Annotated in this window: 16 protein-coding genes and 1 tRNA gene; 12 read left to right on the top strand and 5 right to left on the bottom strand. The window is 65.1% G+C overall.

The genetic code is table 11. The annotated features are described in order from the left end of the window. Positions 1-11: 11 nt before the first annotated feature. Positions 12-86 (top strand) — tRNA-Thr (locus ACTUWL_RS19895). A gap of 55 nt (positions 87-141) precedes the next feature. Here the strand turns inward: ACTUWL_RS19895 and ACTUWL_RS19890 are convergent. Beyond that, positions 142-267: a hypothetical protein gene (locus ACTUWL_RS19890; RefSeq protein WP_021076526.1), complete on the bottom strand. Its 126-nt coding sequence runs from the start codon at positions 265-267 to the stop codon at positions 142-144. Between the two features lie 100 nt (positions 268-367). Here ACTUWL_RS19890 and ACTUWL_RS19885 point away from each other — a divergent pair, with 100 nt between their 5' ends. From ACTUWL_RS19885 to ACTUWL_RS19860, 6 genes are all read left to right on the top strand, one after another. After that, positions 368-688: a hypothetical protein gene (locus tag ACTUWL_RS19885; RefSeq protein ID WP_021076527.1), complete on the top strand. Its 321-nt coding sequence runs from the start codon at positions 368-370 to the stop codon at positions 686-688. A gap of 461 nt (positions 689-1149) precedes the next feature. Further along, positions 1150-1896 carry an outer membrane protein gene (locus ACTUWL_RS19880; RefSeq protein ID WP_021076528.1) on the top strand — a complete coding sequence of 249 codons (747 nt, stop codon included), beginning with the start codon at positions 1150-1152 and terminating at the stop codon, positions 1894-1896. 232 nt (positions 1897-2128) lie between these two features. Then, a complete protein-coding gene (locus ACTUWL_RS19875; protein WP_021076529.1) occupies positions 2129-4273 on the top strand; it encodes a methyl-accepting chemotaxis protein in 2145 nt (714 codons plus the stop codon). A 131-nt stretch (positions 4274-4404) separates the two neighbouring features. Continuing rightward, positions 4405-5469, top strand: coding sequence for an MBL fold metallo-hydrolase (locus tag ACTUWL_RS19870; protein ID WP_021076530.1), 1065 nt, complete (start codon positions 4405-4407; stop codon positions 5467-5469). Between the two features lie 180 nt (positions 5470-5649). Then, a complete protein-coding gene (gene hemA, locus ACTUWL_RS19865; protein ID WP_021076531.1) occupies positions 5650-6879 on the top strand; it encodes a 5-aminolevulinate synthase in 1230 nt (409 codons plus the stop codon). Positions 6880-7047: 168 nt separating this feature from the next. Then, positions 7048-10557: a PAS domain-containing hybrid sensor histidine kinase/response regulator gene (locus ACTUWL_RS19860; protein ID WP_021076532.1), complete on the top strand. Its 3510-nt coding sequence runs from the start codon at positions 7048-7050 to the stop codon at positions 10555-10557. A 73-nt stretch (positions 10558-10630) separates the two neighbouring features. Here the strand turns inward: ACTUWL_RS19860 and ACTUWL_RS19855 are convergent, their stop codons facing one another. Beyond that, on the bottom strand, positions 10631-11302 hold the full coding sequence (locus tag ACTUWL_RS19855; protein WP_035649902.1) for a response regulator: 672 nt from the start codon (positions 11300-11302) through the stop codon (positions 10631-10633). 355 nt (positions 11303-11657) lie between these two features. Between ACTUWL_RS19855 and ACTUWL_RS19850 the strand changes: the two genes are divergently transcribed. Further along, positions 11658-13325 (top strand): MFS transporter, encoded by a 1668-nt coding sequence (locus ACTUWL_RS19850; RefSeq protein ID WP_199196579.1) that lies wholly within the window; start codon positions 11658-11660, stop codon positions 13323-13325. An 80-nt stretch (positions 13326-13405) separates the two neighbouring features. On the opposite strand, the gene ACTUWL_RS19845 is transcribed toward ACTUWL_RS19850, so the two are convergent. The 3 genes from ACTUWL_RS19845 to ACTUWL_RS19835 form a co-directional block, all read right to left on the bottom strand. Then, positions 13406-13879 carry a secondary thiamine-phosphate synthase enzyme YjbQ gene (locus ACTUWL_RS19845; protein WP_035649857.1) on the bottom strand — a complete coding sequence of 158 codons (474 nt, stop codon included), beginning with the start codon at positions 13877-13879 and terminating at the stop codon, positions 13406-13408. Between the two features lie 156 nt (positions 13880-14035). Continuing rightward, positions 14036-14545, bottom strand: coding sequence for a hypothetical protein (locus ACTUWL_RS19840; RefSeq protein ID WP_021076536.1), 510 nt, complete (start codon positions 14543-14545; stop codon positions 14036-14038). A gap of 13 nt (positions 14546-14558) precedes the next feature. Continuing rightward, the gene (locus tag ACTUWL_RS19835; protein WP_021076537.1) at positions 14559-15200 is read right to left on the bottom strand and encodes a 2-hydroxychromene-2-carboxylate isomerase; all 642 of its coding nucleotides are present in this window, start codon (positions 15198-15200) and stop codon (positions 14559-14561) included. Positions 15201-15476: 276 nt separating this feature from the next. On the opposite strand from ACTUWL_RS19835, the gene ACTUWL_RS19830 reads away from it, so the two are divergent. The 4 genes from ACTUWL_RS19830 (at position 15477) to ACTUWL_RS19815 (ending at position 17603) form a co-directional block, all read left to right on the top strand. Then, complete coding sequence (locus ACTUWL_RS19830) at positions 15477-15848, top strand: AtpZ/AtpI family protein (protein WP_035649859.1); 372 nt, start codon at positions 15477-15479, stop codon at positions 15846-15848. Between the two features lie 71 nt (positions 15849-15919). After that, entirely contained in the window at positions 15920-16669 is a 750-nt protein-coding gene (locus ACTUWL_RS19825) for a F0F1 ATP synthase subunit A (RefSeq protein WP_021076539.1), read from the top strand. A 55-nt stretch (positions 16670-16724) separates the two neighbouring features. Continuing rightward, entirely contained in the window at positions 16725-16955 is a 231-nt protein-coding gene (locus tag ACTUWL_RS19820) for a F0F1 ATP synthase subunit C (RefSeq protein WP_016847054.1), read from the top strand. A gap of 81 nt (positions 16956-17036) precedes the next feature. Beyond that, entirely contained in the window at positions 17037-17603 is a 567-nt protein-coding gene (locus ACTUWL_RS19815; RefSeq protein WP_021076540.1) for a F0F1 ATP synthase subunit B, read from the top strand.

The raw sequence follows: 17603 nt of genomic DNA, 5'->3' as shown, positions 1-17603 counted from the left end.
TTCCCGGGCATGCTGCCGTAGCTCAGTGGTAGAGCACTCCATTGGTAATGGAGAGGTCGACAGTTCAATCCTGTCTGGCAGCACCAGGATCTTCGCACAACGATCGCCGCGATGAGCACGCGCCCGGCCGCGTCAGCCGAATCAATGCGCGAGCAGCAGGCCCACCCCGCCGATCACCAGCACGACGTAGAACACGAACACACTGCCGACCCATTTCCAATCGATCTGTGCGTGTTCCGGGCTCAGGCTCTCGATGATGCCGTGCATGATGGTTTCCTTTGAAAGTCGCATATGCGGCGTATAGACCGCAGCTCGAGCACGTCATGTGACTCACTTCACACATCCAAGTCGCGGAGCGGACCCAAGAGTGACCGGCCCAGAACTCAGAAAATTGCGCGAACATCTCGGCGAGGCGCTCGGCCGCAAGCTGACGGCGGCGGATATGGCGAAGCTGTGCGGGTTGCCGACGGCCGACGGCGCCGAAAAGCTCCGCAAATGGGAAGTCACCGGCCCGACCCCGAAGGTCGCGGGCCTGCTGCGCGTGCTGGCGATGGCGAGCGAGCACTATCCGATCCTGGAGGAGTTCGACGTGTTCAATCGCCACGACGTACCGGTCAAGGAGCGCGCAGCGCGCCGCGAAGCGTTCCGCGAGCAGATGCGCGACGACGTGCGCAAGCGGCTCGACTAAAGCGGGATAAGTTTTGGTTGAATGAGCTTCGCACGGTCTTGCTTCACCTCTCCCCGGCGGTGAGAGGTCGGATTGCGCAGCAATCCGGGTGAGGGCTCTTGCTCTCTCGATAGACCGCAACCCCTCACCCGATTTGCTGCGCAAATCGACCTCTCCCAAGGGAGAGGTGAACTTTCGACGCCGTTCCAGCTCAACCCGATCTCATCAGGCCTTAGCCGGCGTCTCGATCGGCAGGCGGCGGCTTGGTTAACGGGAGAGCCAAGCCGCGCACGCCGCGTTAAGCCTTCGGTCATCCCGCTTTAAGCGTTCGTTAGGCACAACAAAACGTTTCATCGCATCAGGTGCGACTTAACGCTCCAAGTCGTCTTTCGGTGACAGCATTTTATTCAAATGCGGTCTAACCCCTCGCCGTGGATGGCGCCATTCACGCTGCGCCTCATGACTTGTCCGGAGACTGCCCCATGAAGACCTTCCTGCTCGCAACCGCAGCCACGGCTGCTGCCCTCGCTGCCTTTGGCGCGACCGCCCAGGCTGCCGACCTCGGCTCCCGCGGCTATTACCAGAAGGCGCCCGCGCCTGTTTACGCCGCTCCGCTCTACAACTGGACCGGCTTCTATCTCGGCGGCCATCTCGGCGGCGCGTTCTCGGGCAACAACTCGTTCAACGGCCTCGCGCTGTCCAATTCCGACGCCCGCTTCATGGGCGGCGTGCAGGCCGGCTACGACTGGCAGCTGTCGCCGATGTGGGTGATCGGTCTCGAAGGCCAGTATTCCTGGCTTGGCGGCCACCAGCTCAACGCGATCTTCCCGGGCGGCTACACCTACAACAACAACCAGCGCGGCATCGCCTCGATCACCGGCCGCGTCGGCTACACCTGGGGCCCGGGCCTGATCTATGTGAAGGGCGGCTACGCCTATTCCGACAACAACGAATCGGTGAGGCTCGGCGGCGCGCCGGTCGGCTTCGCGCTCACCGACAACCACAGCAACGGCTGGACCATCGGCGGCGGCGCCGAATACATGTTCGCGCCGAACTGGTCGGCCAAGGTCGAGTACCAGTACTACGATTTCGGCGACAGCCGCTTCACCGCGCCGGGCGCGCTGGCGCAGTACGGCAGCTTCCACAATGACGAGCACACCGTGAAGGCGGGCCTCAACTACCGCTTCAACCTCGGCAGCCTCGGCGGTCCGGCCTACGGCCGTTACTGAGAATTACGCGCCACAACCAACAGTAGAAAAGGCCGGCGCAAGCCGGCCTTTTTGCGTCCGATCGCGCGCATCGATTCCGCATGGCGAACCATGGCAGCGCGGCAAGCCCCGAAAAATCCTGCGGATTGCCGCGATTTTCCCGATTTTGTTAACCCACCGCACCGATACTCCCGCGCCGGGGAAACATCCAAGAGTAGTGGCCACTTGTAGTTGGCCAGGGGGACACGGGGCAATGGCGTTTCGGTTCAAGCTCGGCAAACCAAATCTCAAGCGCATCCGCCTGCCGCAGATGGGCGTCAGGGGCAGCCTGTTCGCGGCATTCGCCGTGATCGCAGGCATGGCGCTGGTGATCAGCGCAGGCGCCGGCATCGTGCTGCATCGGCTCGGCGGCACCATGAGCGATCTCTCAGGCCGCGACATTCCGCGGCTCGCCGCAAGCCTGCAGCTGTCCGCGCAGAGTGCCTCGCTCGCCGCCCAGGGGCCCGGCCTGCTCGCGGTGCAGAGCGACGATGCGCTCAACGAGCGCACCAGGAAGGTGCAGGAGGTCGCGCAGCAGACCAATGCCAAGCTCGGCGAGATCATCGAGCTCGGCGCCGACAAATCCGTCGTCAGCGCGCTGCAGGAGAACGTCAAGAACACCGACGAGGCGACCAAGAGCCTGATCTCTGCGGCGCGCGAGCGGCTCGAGGTCGGCGCGCTGCGCGACAAGCAGTACAACGCGCTGCGCAAGGCACAAGACGCCTTCGTCTCCGCCGCCGGTCCCGCGATGCTCGATGCGCAGACCCGGCTCAACGCCATCCTCGGCTCGGCCGAAGTGTCGGCGGATGACGCGACCGAAGCGGCCCGCACCGTCGGCCAGATCAGCAACGTGCTCGCGGCCGGCAATCTGATGGCCGCCGACATGACCGCAGCGCTGTCGGCCAATTCCAGCGAGACGCTCGATGCGATCGAGGCGGAGTTCAAGAAGGGCCGCGAACGCATCAAGTCCAACCTCGACGATCTGCCGAACAATCCGGCGATCGTCGCCGTGCGCGACACCGCCGCGAAGCTTCTCGTGCTCGGCGAAGGCAAGACCGGCGTGTTCAAGGTGCGCCAGAAGGAGCTCGACTCGATCGATTACGGTCAGACCATCCTGGAAGAGACCCGCAAGCTCAATGTCGGGCTCGGCATCAGCGTCCAGCAGCTGGTCGACGCCGTGCAGAAGGACACCGACGCCTCGACCTTCCAGGCGCGGCAGCAGATCTCGCTCGCGACCACGGTCATGATCGGCCTCGGCGCGCTGACCCTGGTCGGCTCGTTCCTGTTCGTCTGGCTCTATGTCGGGCGCAACATCCTGCGCCGCATCCGCGGCCTGCAGCGCTCGATGCAGCTGTTGTCCGACGGCGACCTCGATACCGAGATCCCGCAGAGTCGCCAGCGCGACGAGATCGCCGTGATGGCCGACGCGCTGCAGGTGTTCCGCGAGAGCATGATCGAGAGCCGCGAGCTCACCGAAAACCAGAACAAGGACCGCACCGCCAAGGCGGAGCGCGCCTCGCGCATGGAGACGCAGATCACGACGTTCGAATCGACGGTCCGCGACGCGCTCGAAAGCCTGCAGACCGCGGCGAACTCGATGCAGTCCACCGCGCAGAGCATGTCGGCGACCGCCGACCAGTCGAGCGCCCTGGTCAACGCGGTTGCCTCGGCCGCCGAGGAGACCTCGGTCAACGTGCAGACCGTGTCGGCCGGCACCGAGGAGCTGTCGTCCTCGATCCAGGAGATCGGCCGCCAGGTCGTCACCTCGGCGGAGATCGCCCGCAAGGCGGTGGAGGAAGCCAGCGCCACCGACGCCACCATGCAGGGCCTTGCCGACAACGCGGCGCGGATCAGCGTCGTGGTCGACCTGATCCAGACCATCGCCTCGCAGACCAATCTGCTGGCGCTCAACGCCACCATCGAGGCGGCGCGCGCCGGCGAAGCCGGCCGCGGCTTTGCCGTGGTCGCCTCCGAGGTGAAGAACCTCGCGAGCCAGACCGCGAAGGCGACCGAGGAGATCCGCCAGCAGATCGTCAGCATGCAGGAGGTCACCACCACGGCGGTCTCCGCGATCCGCAACATCTCGAGCACGATCGGCGAGATCAACGACGTCACCACCGCGATCGCCGCCGCCGTCGAGGAGCAGGGCGCGGCGACCCGCGAGATCGCCCGCAACATCCAGCACGCCGCCGGCGGCACCAGCGAGGTGTCGAGCAACATCGTCGGCGTCTCGACCGCCTCGGCCGAGGCCGGCGCCGCCGCCGGCGAGGTGCTGAACGCCTCCGACGCGCTGCGCCGCGAGGCCGACGTGCTGCGCTCGGAGATCGACGGTTTCCTGTCGAATATTCGCGCCGCCTAGCAGGGCTGCGTGCGATCCGCAGCCCGGCTTGATCCGGGCTGCGGAATTCCCGGGAATTGCGGACCCCATTCTCCGGACGGCCATCTGATTTTCGGCTGGCGCGGCGGCCCGGGTCCCGCTAAGCCGGTACCATGGACAAGAAGACCGACAGCCTGCCCTCCTCGGCGGAGGCATTGCGATACCCCTGGGAGAATCATCCCGGCCACGACCAGGTCGTGGAGGTGGCTCCAGGCGTATTGTGGGCGCGGCTGAAGCTGCCGTTCCGCCTTAACCATGTGAACATCTATCTGCTCGCCGACGGCGACGGCTGGACCATGGTGGATGCCGGCTTCGGCAACGAGGAATCGATCGCGGCGTGGACCACGCTGTTCGAGGGACCGCTGAAGCACGTCAAGGTCACAAGGTTGATCGTGACACATTCGCATCCCGATCATGTCGGTCTCGCCGGCTGGATCACCGAGCGCTTCGACTGCCCGCTGTTCATGTCGCAGGTGGAATATCTGCAATCGGTCTATCACCAGAACCGCGGCACCGAGGAACGGCGCAACGCGCAGCGGCTGTTCTTCCGCCGTCACGGCATGGACGAGGATCTGACCGAGAAGCTGCTCGGCCGCGGCCAGGATTACCTGAAGCGGGTGTCGGTGCTGCCGCCGTCCTATCACCGCCTCACCCATGGCGACGAGGTCGTGATCGGCACACGGCGCTTCAAGGTGATCACCGGCGGCGGCCACGCGCTCGACCAGGTGATGCTGTATTGCGCGGCCGACAAGCTGTTCCTCTCCGCCGACCAGGTGCTGAGCAAGATCTCGCCCAATGTCAGCGTCTGGGCGGTCGAACCCGAGCAGAACTCGCTCGGCGAATATCTGGCCTCGCTGGCGAGCCTGACCACCACTCTGCCCTACGACGTGCTGGTGCTGCCCGGCCATGGCGTGCCGTTCTACGGGCTGAAGACCCGGATCAAGCAGCTCGCCGATCACCATGAGGAGCGCTGCCGGCTGATCGCCGAGGCCTGCCGCGAGGTGCCCCAGACCTCCAAGCAGCTGGTGCCGGTGGTGTTCCACAAGCACGTGCTGGACGAGCACCAGATGGGATTTGCCGCCGGCGAACTGGTCGCCCATGTCAATTACATGCTGGTCGAGGGCCGCCTGACCGCCCAGATGCACGACGACGGCATGCTGCGCTTTAAGACGACCTGAATCGGCGGCAGGGGCGCCTGCCGTGCGATTTGAGCAAAATCAAACCAAATAGAGCCAGATAGGGCAATTTGCCCAACTGCGACGCATGCCCAGATGTGGGCCAATGCATGGACATTAGAGCTGGAAAAGCTCTAAGAAGAAGCAGTCATTCCGGTCAGGTTCCGCTTTCTGGGTTCGCCGATGGATTACAGCCAGTTCTTCAATTCCGCCCTCAACCGCCTGCATGACGAGCGGCGCTACCGGGTGTTCGCCGACCTCGAGCGGATCGCGGGACGCTTCCCGCACGCGACCTGGCATTCGCCGAAGGGCAGCCGCAACGTCGTGATCTGGTGCTCCAACGACTATCTCGGCATGGGCCAGCACCCCAAGGTGGTCGGCGCCATGGTCGAGACCGCGACCCGGGTCGGCACCGGCGCCGGCGGCACCCGCAACATCGCGGGCACCCACCATCCGCTGGTCGCGCTCGAGGCCGAGCTCGCCGACCTGCACGGCAAGCAAGCCTCGCTGCTGTTCACCTCGGGCTATGTCTCGAACCAGACCGGCATCTCGACGCTCGCCAAGCTGATCCCGAACTGCCTGATCCTGTCGGACGCGCTGAACCACAATTCGATGATCGAAGGCGTGCGCCAGGCCGGCTGCGAGCGCCAGATCTTCCGCCACAACGACACAGCCCATCTCGAAGAGCTGCTGATCGCCGCCGGTCCCGACCGGCCGAAGCTGATCGTCTGCGAGAGCCTGTATTCGATGGACGGCGACGTCGCGCCGCTCGGCAGGATCTGCGATCTCGCCGAGAGATACGGCGCCATGACCTATGTCGACGAGGTGCATGCGGTCGGCATGTACGGCCCGCGCGGCGGCGGCATTGCCGAGCGCGACGGCGTGATGCACCGGGTCGATATCGTCGAGGGCACGCTCGCCAAGGCGTTCGGCTGCCTCGGCGGCTACATCGCCGGCAAGGCCGAGGTCATCGATGCCGTGCGTTCCTACGCGCCGGGCTTCATCTTCACGACCGCGCTGCCGCCGGCGATCTGCTCGGCCGCGACGGCCGCGATCCGCCACCTCAAGACCTCGAACTGGGAGCGCGAGCGCCACCAGGACCGCGCCGCGCGCACCAAGGCGATCCTGACCGCCGCCGGCCTGCCTGTCATGTCGAGCGACACCCATATCGTGCCGCTGTTCGTCGGCGACCCCGAGAAATGCAAGCGGGCCTCGGACATGCTGCTCGAGGACCACGGCATCTACATCCAGCCGATCAACTATCCGACGGTCGCCAAGGGCACCGAGCGGCTGCGCATCACGCCCTCGCCCTACCATGACGACGGGCTGGTCGATGCGCTGGCCGAGGCCCTGCTCCAGGTCTGGGACCGGCTCGGCCTGCCGCTGCACCAGAAGTCGCTGGCCGCCGAGTAACCCTATCCGTTACGGGTCCCGAATTTGGGCCGGCCGTGCATCGCGCGGCCGGCCCAATGCGTTATAATCCTGACACCCGGCCGCTTTGTTTGAGCATGATCTTTTCGGAAAGCCGCTTCACACCTTTCCGGATCATGCCCTAGAGGCCGGGACAGGAGATAGGCAGCGATGCTGCACGACTGGGGCGTCATCGCCACGGCGTTCGCCTACATCGGATTGTTGTTCTTCATTGCCAGCCGCGGCGACCGGATGTCGGCGGGCGCGCGCGGCCGCGCCAGCCAGTGGATCTATCCGCTGTCGCTGGCGATCTACTGCACCTCCTGGACCTTCTTCGGCTCGGTCGGCTTCGCCACCCGCACCAGCATCGACTTCCTGGCGATCTATGTCGGCCCGATCGTGATGATCGGATTGTGCACGCCGCTGCTGCGCCGCGTCATCGCGCTCGCCAAGTCGCAGAACATCACCTCGATCGCCGATTTCATCGCCGCGCGCTACGGCAAGAGCCAGAAGGTCGCCGCCACCGTGGCGCTGATCGCGATCATCGGCTCGGTGCCCTATATCGCGCTGCAGCTCAAGGCGATGGCCTCGTCGCTGGAGACCATCCTGAGCGAGGACCAGGCATTTTCGAAGATCCCCGTGCTCGGCGACATCGCGCTGATGGTGACGCTGGCGATGGCGGTGTTCGCGGTGCTGTTCGGCACCCGCCACACCAACGCGACCGAGCACCAGCACGGGCTGATCCTGGCGATCGCCGCCGAATCCATCGTCAAGCTGGTCGCCTTCATCGCCGCCGGCGCCTTCGTCACCTTCTGGATGTTCTCCCCGGTCGAGCTCTACGAGCGCGCGCTGAAGACGCCGGAGGCGGTGCGCGCGATCGAATATGTACCGTCGATCGGCAACTTCCTGATCATGACGCTGCTGTCGTTCTGCGCGGTGATGCTGCTGCCGCGCCAGTTCCATGTCAGCGTGGTCGAGAATTCGACCGCCGCGGAAGTCACGAGGGCGCGCTGGCTGTTCCCGCTCTACCTCGTCGCCATCAACGTGTTCGTGATCCCGATCGCGATCGCCGGCCTCGTCATCTTCCCGTTCGGCGCCGTCGATGCCGACATGTTCGTGCTGGCGCTGCCGATCGAGGGCAATGCGCAATTGCTGAGCCTTGCGGTGTTCGTCGGCGGGCTGTCGGCGGCGACCGCGATGGTGATCGTCGAATGCGTCGCGCTGTCGATCATGGTCTCCAACGACATCGTGCTGCCGCTGGTGCTGCCGCGCAGCGACGACGCCCGCATCGGCCAGAAGGATTTCGGCGATTTCCTGCTGAAGGCGCGCCGCTTCTCGATCTTCGCCATCATGGTGATGGCGTATTTCTACTATCGCGCGCTCGGCAACACCCAGCTGGTCGCGATCGGCCTGTTGTCCTTTGCCGCGATCACCCAGCTCGCGCCGGCCTTCTTCGGCGGCCTGTTCTGGCGCAGGGCCACCGCGCGCGGCGCCATGGCGGGCATGCTGGTCGGCTTCGCGGTGTGGCTCTACACGCTGTTCATCCCGAGCTTCCTGGAGAACTCGACTGCCGGGTTGATGCTGCTGCAACACGGGCCGTTCGGGATCGAGGCGCTGCGGCCGCAGGCGCTGTTCAGCGCCGATCTGCCGCCACTGCTGCACGGCGTGCTGTGGAGCCTTGCCCTCAACATCCTGACCTACGTCGTGTTCTCGCTGGCGCGCGCGCCGTCCGCGATCGAGCTGTTGCAGGCCGACCTGTTCGTGCCCAACGCGCTGGCTCCGATCGCGCCGAGCTTCCGGCGCTGGCGCACCACGGTGACGGTGCAGGACATCCAGAGCACGGTGACGCAATATCTCGGCCCCGACCGCACCCGCGAGGCCTTCGCCGCATTCGCCGCCGACCGCAACATCGTGCTGCAAACCGCAGCGCCGGCCGATTTCGAGTTGCTGCAGCACGCCGAGCGGCTGATCGCCTCCTCGATCGGGGCGGCGTCCTCGCGCCTCGTGATGTCGCTGCTGCTGCAGCGGCGCACGGTGTCGGCCAAGGCCGCGCTGAAGCTGCTCGACGACTCCCACGCCGCGCTGCATTTCAACCGCGAGATCCTGCAGACCGCGCTCAATCACGTGCGCCAGGGCATCGCGGTGTTCGACGCCGATCTGCAGCTGATCTGCTCCAACCGCCAGTTCTCCGAACTGCTCGCTTTGCCGCCGCATCTGGTGCAGCTCGGCATTCCCTTGCGCGAGATCCTCGAATTCATGGGCGCGATCAATCCGCCGCCGGCCGGTGACGGCAACAACCTGCTGCAATTGCGGCTGCGTGCCTACACCACCGAGGGCGAGCCCTATCTGGAACGCTTCGCCGACCGCCACCTCGTGATCGAGGTCCGCGCCAACCGGATGCCGGGCGGCGGACTCGTCATCACCTTCTCCGACGTCACCCCGAGCTTCGAGGCCGCGGAGGCGCTGGAGCGCGCCAACGCGACGCTGGAAAAGCGGGTGCGCGACCGCACCGAGGAATTGACCCGGCTGAACTCGGAGCTCGCGCTCGCCAAGGGAATCGCGGAGGACGCCAACGCCTCCAAGACGCGCTTCCTGGCTGCCGCCAGCCACGACATCCTGCAGCCGCTCAACGCGGCGCGGCTCTATGTCACGAGCCTGGTCGAGCGCCAGAACGGCGGCGAGGATTCGCGGCTGGTCGAGAATATCGACGACTCGCTCGAAGCGATCGAGGACATCCTCGGCGCGCTGCTCGATATTTCGAGGCTCGATGCCGGCGCCATGACACCGGCGATCACCAGCTTCCGGATGGCCGACCTGATGCGCTCGCTGGAGATCGAGTTCATGCCGATCGCCCGCGACAAGGGCCTCGATCTGCGCTTCGTGGCCTGCTCGCTGCCGGTCGAATCCGACCGCTCGCTGCTGCGCCGGCTGCTGCAGAACTTCATCTCCAACGCCATCAAATACACCCCGCGCGGCCGCGTGCTGATCGGCTGCCGCCGCCGCGGCGACGCGCTCGAGATCAGCATCTTCGACACCGGCGTCGGCATCCCCGTGCAGAAGCGCGGCGAGATCTTCAAGGAATTCCACCGCCTCGAGCAGGGCGCCCGGATCGCCCGCGGCCTCGGCCTGGGACTATCGATCGTCGAGCGGCTGGCGCGGGTGCTCAACCACCGCATCGCGATCTCCGCCAATGTCAGCGGCGGCTCGGCGTTCTCGGTGACGGTCCCGGTCGCGACCGCCGTCAACCACACCGCGGCCGTCACCAGCGCCACGCCACTGTCGAAGACGCCGATGAGCGGCTCATTGATCGTCTGCATCGAGAACGATCCCGCCATTCTCGACGGCATGAAGACGCTGCTGACGGCGTGGGATGCCGAGGTGATCGCGGTGCTCGACGCCGACGGCGCGATCAGCGCGATCGAGGCCGCTGGCGGCCGCGTCACCGGCGTGCTGGTCGACTACCACCTCGACCGCGGCAACGGCGTCGCCGCGATCCGCGAGATCCGCCGCCGCTTCGGCGACAACATTCCGGCGATCCTGATCACCGCCGACCGCAGCCCCGCCGTGCGCGCCGCCGCGCGCGAGGAAAACATCGCGGTGCTGAACAAGCCGGTCAAACCGGCGTCGCTGCGCGCCTTGCTCGGGCAGTGGCGGACGCAGCAGATGGTGGCGGCGGAGTAGCTGCTCAACACATTCACCGTCATTCCGGGGCGCGCCAAAGGCGCGAGCCCGGAATGACGGCGGTGGTTGGATGCTACGTCGACGGCGTGCCCTGGCGCCACTGGCCACCGGCGATCTTGGCGGCGGCGATCACAGCCTGGGTCCGGCTTTCGACGCCGAGTTTCTGGAGGATGGCCGAGACATGGGCCTTGATGGTCGCTTCGGAGACGCCGAGCTCATAGGCGATCTGCTTGTTCAGCAGCCCCTCGGACAGCATCATCAGCACCCGCACCTGCTGCGGGGTGAGTGTCACCAGGCGGTCGCGCAGCCGGGTCATGTCGGGATCGCCGGCGGCCGACAGGTCGGTGTCCGGCGGAACCCAGACATCGCCTTCCATTACCTTCATGATGGCATCGCGCAGCGTCTCGACGCCGAACCGCTTGGGGATGAACCCCGAGGCGCCGAAGTCGAGCGAGCGGCGGATGGTTCCGGCATCGTCGCTGGCGGACACGATGACCACCGGGATCGCCGGATATTGCGCCCGCAGATAGATCAGCCCGGAAAAGCCGCTGATCCCCGGCATCGACAGGTCGAGCAGGATCAGGTCGACCTCGGAGTCCCGTTCCAGCAGTCCGGTCAGGTCCTCGAACGATCCGGCCTCGCTGATCGTGGCCGAACTCACGACGCTCGACACCGCCTGGCGCAACGCATCGCGGAACAGCGGATGGTCGTCGGCGATGACAAGGTGAGTATTGGCAGCAGCAATCATCTCAGTCCCACAAGCGGGCTTTGGCAGCCCCGCGCCGTTCGGTTGTCGCCCGCGCGGCAGTATCACGCAAGCGCTCGAAAATGCCAGATGCCAACGCAGTTAACCCGCCTAGCTTGTGCGCCGCAATAGACGCACGCGGGGACGTTCCATCCAGCACTCGCCCCCAAAGATAAGTTCAAGCGTGCAAAAGCCAAAAGTCTTATTGGGGCGGGTTTCACTGCGATGTTACCCTCAAATCAAGCCTTAGGCTCATTCGGGCCTAACCCGCCAGCCGGGGGCGAGCATCAGCAATAATTCGGGGGGAGCTATCCAGATGTCCACAATGACTGCAACCTCGGCGCGGCCCGCCGGCATGACCAAGGATGAGCGTTTCGTCATCCTCGCGTCGTCGCTCGGCACCGTGTTCGAGTGGTACGACTTCTATCTCTACGGCTCGCTGGCCGGCATCATCGGCACGCAGTTCTTCACGATCGCCGGCGCCGACGGCAAGCCGATGTTCGACCAGGCCACGCGTGACATCTTCGCGCTGCTGGCCTTTGCGGCAGGCTTCCTGGTGCGCCCGTTCGGCGCCATCGTGTTCGGCCGCATCGGCGACATCGTCGGCCGCAAATACACCTTCCTCGTCACCATCCTGATCATGGGCCTGTCGACCTTCATCGTCGGCTTGTTGCCCGGGGCGGCCCAGATCGGCATCGCAGCACCGATCATCCTGATTGCGTTGCGCCTGCTCCAGGGTCTCGCGCTCGGCGGCGAGTATGGTGGCGCGGCGACCTACGTTGCCGAGCATGCGCCTCCGGGCAAGCGCGGCTACTACACCTCCTTCATCCAGACCACGGCAACACTCGGCCTGTTCCTGTCGCTATTGGTGATCCTGTTCACCCGCACCGCGACCGGCGAGCCCGGCTTCGCCGGCGCACCGGGCGCCTATTGGGGCGGCTGGCGCGTTCCGTTCCTGGTGTCGGTGCTGCTGCTCGGCATCTCGGTCTGGATCCGGCTGCGGCTGAATGAATCGCCGGTGTTCCAGCGCATGAAGGAGGAAGGCAAGACCTCCAAGGCGCCGCTGACCGAAGCCTTCGGGACCTGGAGCAACGCCAAGATCGTGATCCTCGCCCTGCTCGGCCTGACCATGGGCCAGGCGGTGATCTGGTACACGGGGCAGTTCTACGCGCTGTTCTTCCTGCAATCGATCCTCAAGGTCGACGGCTACACCGCCAACCTCCTGATCGCCTGGGCGCTGCTGCTCGGCACCGGCTTCTTCCTGGTGTTCGGCGCGCTGTCGGACCGCATCGGCCGCAAGCCGATCATCCTGGCGGGCTGCCTGATCGGCGCACTCACTCTGTTCCCGATCTTCAAGATGATCACGACCAACGCCAACCCGGCGCTGGAGAAGGCCTACGAGACGGTCAAGGTGCAGGTGGTGGCGGATCCCGCCGGCTGCGGCGATCTGTTCAACCCGGTCGGTACCCGCGTCTTCACCGCGCCTTGCGACACCGCCCGCGCCTTCCTTGCCCAGTCGTCGGTGAAATACGCGACGGTACCGGGCCCGGCCGGCTCGCCGGTGAAGGTCACGGTCAACGACAAGGACGTGCCGTACACGGACGCCAAGACGTCGAACCCCGCGATCACGGCGGCGGTGCTGGCGGCGGGCTATCCGAAGCCGGGTGATGCCGGCATCGTCAAGATGTCGAACCCGTTCGACGTCTTCCGTCCGCAGGTGGCTGCGGTCATCGGACTGCTGTTCATCCTGGTGCTCTACGTCACCATGGTCTACGGCCCGATCGCCGCCATGCTGGTCGAACTGTTCCCGACCCGCATCCGCTACACCTCGATGTCGCTGCCCTATCATATCGGCAACGGCTGGTTCGGCGGCCTGCTCCCGGCGACCGCGTTCGCGATCACCGCCTCGACCGGCGATATCTACTCCGGTCTCTGGTATCCAGTCATCTTCGCGGCAATCACCGTCGTGGTCGGCGCGCTGTTCATTCCGGAAACCAAGGACGTCGACATCACCAAGACCTGACCGGTCGACGGCTCACTCAAAATGCATCGGCCGCGGAGCGATCCGCGGCCGATGTCGTTTTGTTTGGCCATTCGGGCGCTTCAGCGCACGGCGCCGATGAATTGCAGCACGACCTCGCGCCGATGCGCCTTAGCGCGATGCTCGATCAGATAGATGCCCTGCCAGGTGCCAAGCGCCATCTCGCCGTCGAGCACCGGGACCTGCAGCGAGGTCGCCGTCAGCATGGTCTTGATATGCGCCGGCATGTCATCGGAACCTTCGGTGTCGTGACGCCAGCCGCCGTGTTCCGGCGCTGCGCGGTCGAGCGCCGTCATCAGGTCGGCCAACACGGTCGGATCGGCATTCTCCTGGATCGTCAGCGAAGCCGAGGTGTGACGGATGAACAGCGTCACCGCGCCCTCGCCGGCGCGCACCTCACGCAGGAACTTTGCGACCTCGCGCGTGACGTCGGTGAAGCCGGCGCCCGGCGTTTCCACCGTCAAGCGCGAGGAGGCGATGCTGGTTGCCGCGACGGAGGATGGCGCTGAGCGGGACATTGTTCTTGGTGAGGTCATCAGTAACTTTCACTATGTCGTCCCGGCGAAGGCCGGGACCCATACTCCGCGGCCCCTCGGTCACGAAGATTTGGAGTTGCCAGCTTGTCCACCCAACTCCGAGCGGTGGTTATGGGTCCCGGCCTTCGCCGGGACGACGCAGCGGACAGAGCCGCCTCAAATCTTGCCGCCGTTGACGTCACGCTGGACGCGGTTCGCCATCTCGATCAGCCGCCGCCAGGCCCGCTCGACGAACGACATCATGCGATCCATGTCGCGGTCGCTCGGCAGCGGAATCTCGATCTTGCGCTCGCCCTCGGCGGTCTTCGCATCCGGCTTCTTCAACGAATCCGATTTCGGCAACGCCTCGTCAGTCTTCGCCGACGGTGCGCGCGCGGCGAGTTCGCCTTTCAGTTTGTCATTGTCGGCCTGCAGGCGCCCGATCTCGGCATCGAGCGCCGCGCGCTCGTCCGGCACTATGTAGCAGGCCCAGCCGGCGCTGGAGTTGGTGCAGGTCGACACCGCACCGCTGCGGGTGTCGAGCCGCAGGAAGCCGTCGCCGGCCGGCGACAATGCATAGCGACCATTCTCGGTGTCGGGCGCGGTTTCCGCGATCGCCGCGCCGCTCGAGATCAGAACGGCGACAATTGCAATCGACAATTTCGGGCACGACATCGCGATGGGCATGGCTTGCTCCGCCTCAGTCTGATTCCTGCCCCTCACCCACAGAGCTATAGGGCTTGCGGCCTGACTTCAACGCGTCGTCGAGCAATTCGATCCGGTCCTGCCCCCAGAAGACCTCGCCGTCGAGCACATATCCGGGCGAGCCGAACACGCCGGCATCCAACGCATTCTGGCGGTTCTGCTCGTAGGCCGCGCTGATCGCATCAGAACCCGAGCGCTCCACCAGTTGCCGGCCCGGCAAACCCGCATCGTCGGCGAGCTTCACCAGCGTCGCGGGATCGGCAAGGTTGAGCTCTAGCTCCCAGACCGCGGGGTAGGCGCGTTGCAGGAACGGCTCGGGATCGAGACCCGCCTCGAGCACTGCGATCACGACGCCATCGGCGAGGCGTGCGTTGAACGGCCAGTTGGCCGGCTGCAGGTGAAAATTCAGCCCGCGCTTGTCGCGCCAGCGCTGCAACTCGATCAACCGATAGCGCTGCCGCACCGGATGGCGCTTGGCGAGCGGCAGCCCGCCGGTCTCCGAGAACAGATCGACGAGCAGCACGGGCCGGTAATTTACCTTGAGATCGTAAGTGCTTACGAGCCGAACGAAGGGCGTGTGGCCGATATAGGCCCAGGGTGATTGCAGCGAGAAGTAGTAGTCGATCTGGCGCGGCATGCGGAACCTTGACTGCACGAGGGGATGAAGACTTTCGGCGATCCCAGCAGAGCGGGGAAAGCCGCGCAACATCGCTCAATGTCACGCAAGCTGTTGCACTGCGAACACTGCGTCACTCTGACCTTGAATATCTCAAAATAAATCGAGCAGAATCAAAGCAATAACCGGTTACGACGCAATCTTGACTTGATTAGACGCGGTAAGTATGGTCCGCGCGGCTTTTGACGGGGACGGGCGCAATTTCCATCATCCGCGGCATCGGTTAGTGTTTGCAGCATGGCTGAGAACACCAACGACGGCGCAAGTGGAAGTCGCGATCAATCGCCTCCTGACGAAGCTGCGCTTTCCGCAAGGCTCGGAAGTCTCGATCATCGGTTGTCAGAAATTCGCGACAGCCGCAGGAACAAGACTGATCAATCCGGTACTGAAAGCGGGGACAGTGCCGCCAGAGCTTCGGCGATGGCGCTCGGTTTTCGTCTTTCCTCGGAGCTGATCGCGGGCGTTGCCGTCGGAGCGGCGATTGGCTGGGGGGTCGACCATTGGCTGTCGACGTCGCCATTCGGCTTCATCGTGTTCATGCTGCTCGGCTTCGTCGCCGGCGTGTTCAACGTGGTGAGGTCCGCGGGCGTGGCTTCAGGCAAGCGTTGAGCGCCGGCGGAAGTCACGACATTTGAAATTCGATAACCGGCAGGATGGCCGGTGGACCAAGAGCCGCGCGGATGAAAATCGACCCGATCCATCAGTTCAATATCGAGCCCCTCTTCACGCTCGGCCACATCGGCAATCACACGATCGCCTTCACCAATTCGTCGCTCTACATGTTCATCGCGGTGCTGCTGATCGCACTGCTGATGCTGGCGAGCGGCCGGGAGCTGGTCCCGGGACGGCTGCAGTCGGTCGCCGAACTCTCCTACGAGTTCATCGCCTCGACGATCCGCGGCAACGCCGGCGCGGAAGGCATGAAGTTCTTCCCGCTGATCTTCTCGCTGTTCATGTTCATCTGCGTCTCGAACCTGGTGGGCGTCGTCCCCTACACGTTCACGATCGCGACCCACCTGATCGTGACCGCGGCGCTGGCGCTTTTGGTGTTCTTCACCGTCCTGATCTACGGCCTCTACAAGAACGGCCCGAAATTCTTCAAGATTTTCGTCCCCTCCGGCGTTCCGGTCTACATCCTGCCGCTGGTCATGTTCATCGAGGTCCTGTCGTTCTTCCTGCGGCCGGTCTCGCACAGCGTTCGTCTGTTCGCCAACATGCTGGCCGGCCACATCGCGCTGAAGGTGTTCGCGGGCTTTGTCGCGATGCTCGGCTTCTCGCTGGGCGCGCTCGGCTGGGTCGGCGGTGTGCTGCCGCTGGCGCTCACGGTCGCGCTGTACGCCCTCGAACTGCTGGTCGCGTTCCTGCAGGCCTACGTGTTCGCGATCCTGACCTGCATCTACCTCAACGACGCCATTCATCCGGGACACTAAGCGGTCCGGGGAATCTCCACCCACCAATCTGTCTATCTTTCTCAAGGAGCTACAAATGGAACCGGCAGCAGCAAAACTTATCGGCGCGGGCATCGCGTGCATCGGCATGGGCGGTGCGGGCGTCGGCGTGGGCATCATCTTCGGCAACTACCTCGCCGCTGCGGTGCGTAACCCCTCGGCCGCTCAGGGCCAGTTCGGCAACCTGATCTTCGGCTTCGCCGTGACCGAAGCGCTCGGCATCTTCTCGCTGCTGATCGCGCTGCTCCTGCTGTTCGTTCCGCTCTGAGCGGCACTTCCTTCGCGCCGCCCAGGATCATCCCGAGGATCGTTCCAGGGGCGGCGCGCATGACAGCAACAGGAGAACACCATGGCTGAGAGTCATGGCGAGGCAAAAGGCCAGAAAGCCGGCGCCCACACCGAGGCCGAAGGCGGACATCACGGCGGAGCCTTTCCGCCGTTCGATTCGTCCACCTACGCCTCGCAGCTGGTGTCGCTGGCGATTGCATTTGTCGCGCTCTACCTGATCGTGTCGCGTATCGCACTGCCGCGTGTCGGCGGGACGATCGATGCACGTCAGAACAAGATCGAGGGCGATCTGGCCGAGGCGCAGAAGCTGAAGGACGAGTCCGACGCGGCGCTGAAGGCCTATGAAACCGAGCTGGCGAATGCGCGCGCCAACGCGCAGGCGATCGGCAACGAGACCCGCGAGAAGCTGAACGCGGCCTCGGAAGCCGAGCGCAAGGCGCTGGAAGAGAAACTGACGGCCAAGCTCGCCGACGCCGAGAAGCAGATCGCAACGACCCGGACCAACGCCATGAGCAACGTCCGCGGCATCGCGGCGGATGCGGCCGGCGCCATCGTCCAGCAACTCGCCGGCGTCACGCCGGACGCCAATGCGGTCAACAGCGCCGTCGACGCGTCGCTGAAGGGATAG

The organism is Bradyrhizobium sp. WCU1 (assembly GCF_053474805.1).
Note: the sequence above shows the minus strand (reverse complement) of the source record. Positions and strands in the feature narration are given on the sequence as shown.

What these genes read in the sequence shown, in the direction of transcription:
- ACTUWL_RS19890 (WP_021076526.1), bottom strand. Translation starts at nt 267, where the DNA reads ATGCACGGCATCATCGAGAGCCTGAGCCCGGAACACGCACAGATCGAT.
- ACTUWL_RS19880 (WP_021076528.1), top strand. Translation starts at nt 1,150, where the DNA reads ATGAAGACCTTCCTGCTCGCAACCGCAGCCACGGCTGCTGCCCTCGCT.
- ACTUWL_RS19875 (WP_021076529.1), top strand. Translation starts at nt 2,129, where the DNA reads ATGGCGTTTCGGTTCAAGCTCGGCAAACCAAATCTCAAGCGCATCCGC.
- ACTUWL_RS19870 (WP_021076530.1), top strand. Translation starts at nt 4,405, where the DNA reads ATGGACAAGAAGACCGACAGCCTGCCCTCCTCGGCGGAGGCATTGCGA.
- hemA (WP_021076531.1), top strand. Translation starts at nt 5,650, where the DNA reads ATGGATTACAGCCAGTTCTTCAATTCCGCCCTCAACCGCCTGCATGAC.
- ACTUWL_RS19860 (WP_021076532.1), top strand. Translation starts at nt 7,048, where the DNA reads ATGCTGCACGACTGGGGCGTCATCGCCACGGCGTTCGCCTACATCGGA.
- ACTUWL_RS19850 (WP_199196579.1), top strand. Translation starts at nt 11,658, where the DNA reads ATGACCAAGGATGAGCGTTTCGTCATCCTCGCGTCGTCGCTCGGCACC.
- ACTUWL_RS19845 (WP_035649857.1), bottom strand. Translation starts at nt 13,879, where the DNA reads ATGACCTCACCAAGAACAATGTCCCGCTCAGCGCCATCCTCCGTCGCG.
- ACTUWL_RS19840 (WP_021076536.1), bottom strand. Translation starts at nt 14,545, where the DNA reads ATGCCCATCGCGATGTCGTGCCCGAAATTGTCGATTGCAATTGTCGCC.
- ACTUWL_RS19835 (WP_021076537.1), bottom strand. Translation starts at nt 15,200, where the DNA reads ATGCCGCGCCAGATCGACTACTACTTCTCGCTGCAATCACCCTGGGCC.
- ACTUWL_RS19830 (WP_035649859.1), top strand. Translation starts at nt 15,477, where the DNA reads ATGGCTGAGAACACCAACGACGGCGCAAGTGGAAGTCGCGATCAATCG.
- ACTUWL_RS19825 (WP_021076539.1), top strand. Translation starts at nt 15,920, where the DNA reads ATGAAAATCGACCCGATCCATCAGTTCAATATCGAGCCCCTCTTCACG.
- ACTUWL_RS19820 (WP_016847054.1), top strand. Translation starts at nt 16,725, where the DNA reads ATGGAACCGGCAGCAGCAAAACTTATCGGCGCGGGCATCGCGTGCATC.
- ACTUWL_RS19815 (WP_021076540.1), top strand. Translation starts at nt 17,037, where the DNA reads ATGGCTGAGAGTCATGGCGAGGCAAAAGGCCAGAAAGCCGGCGCCCAC.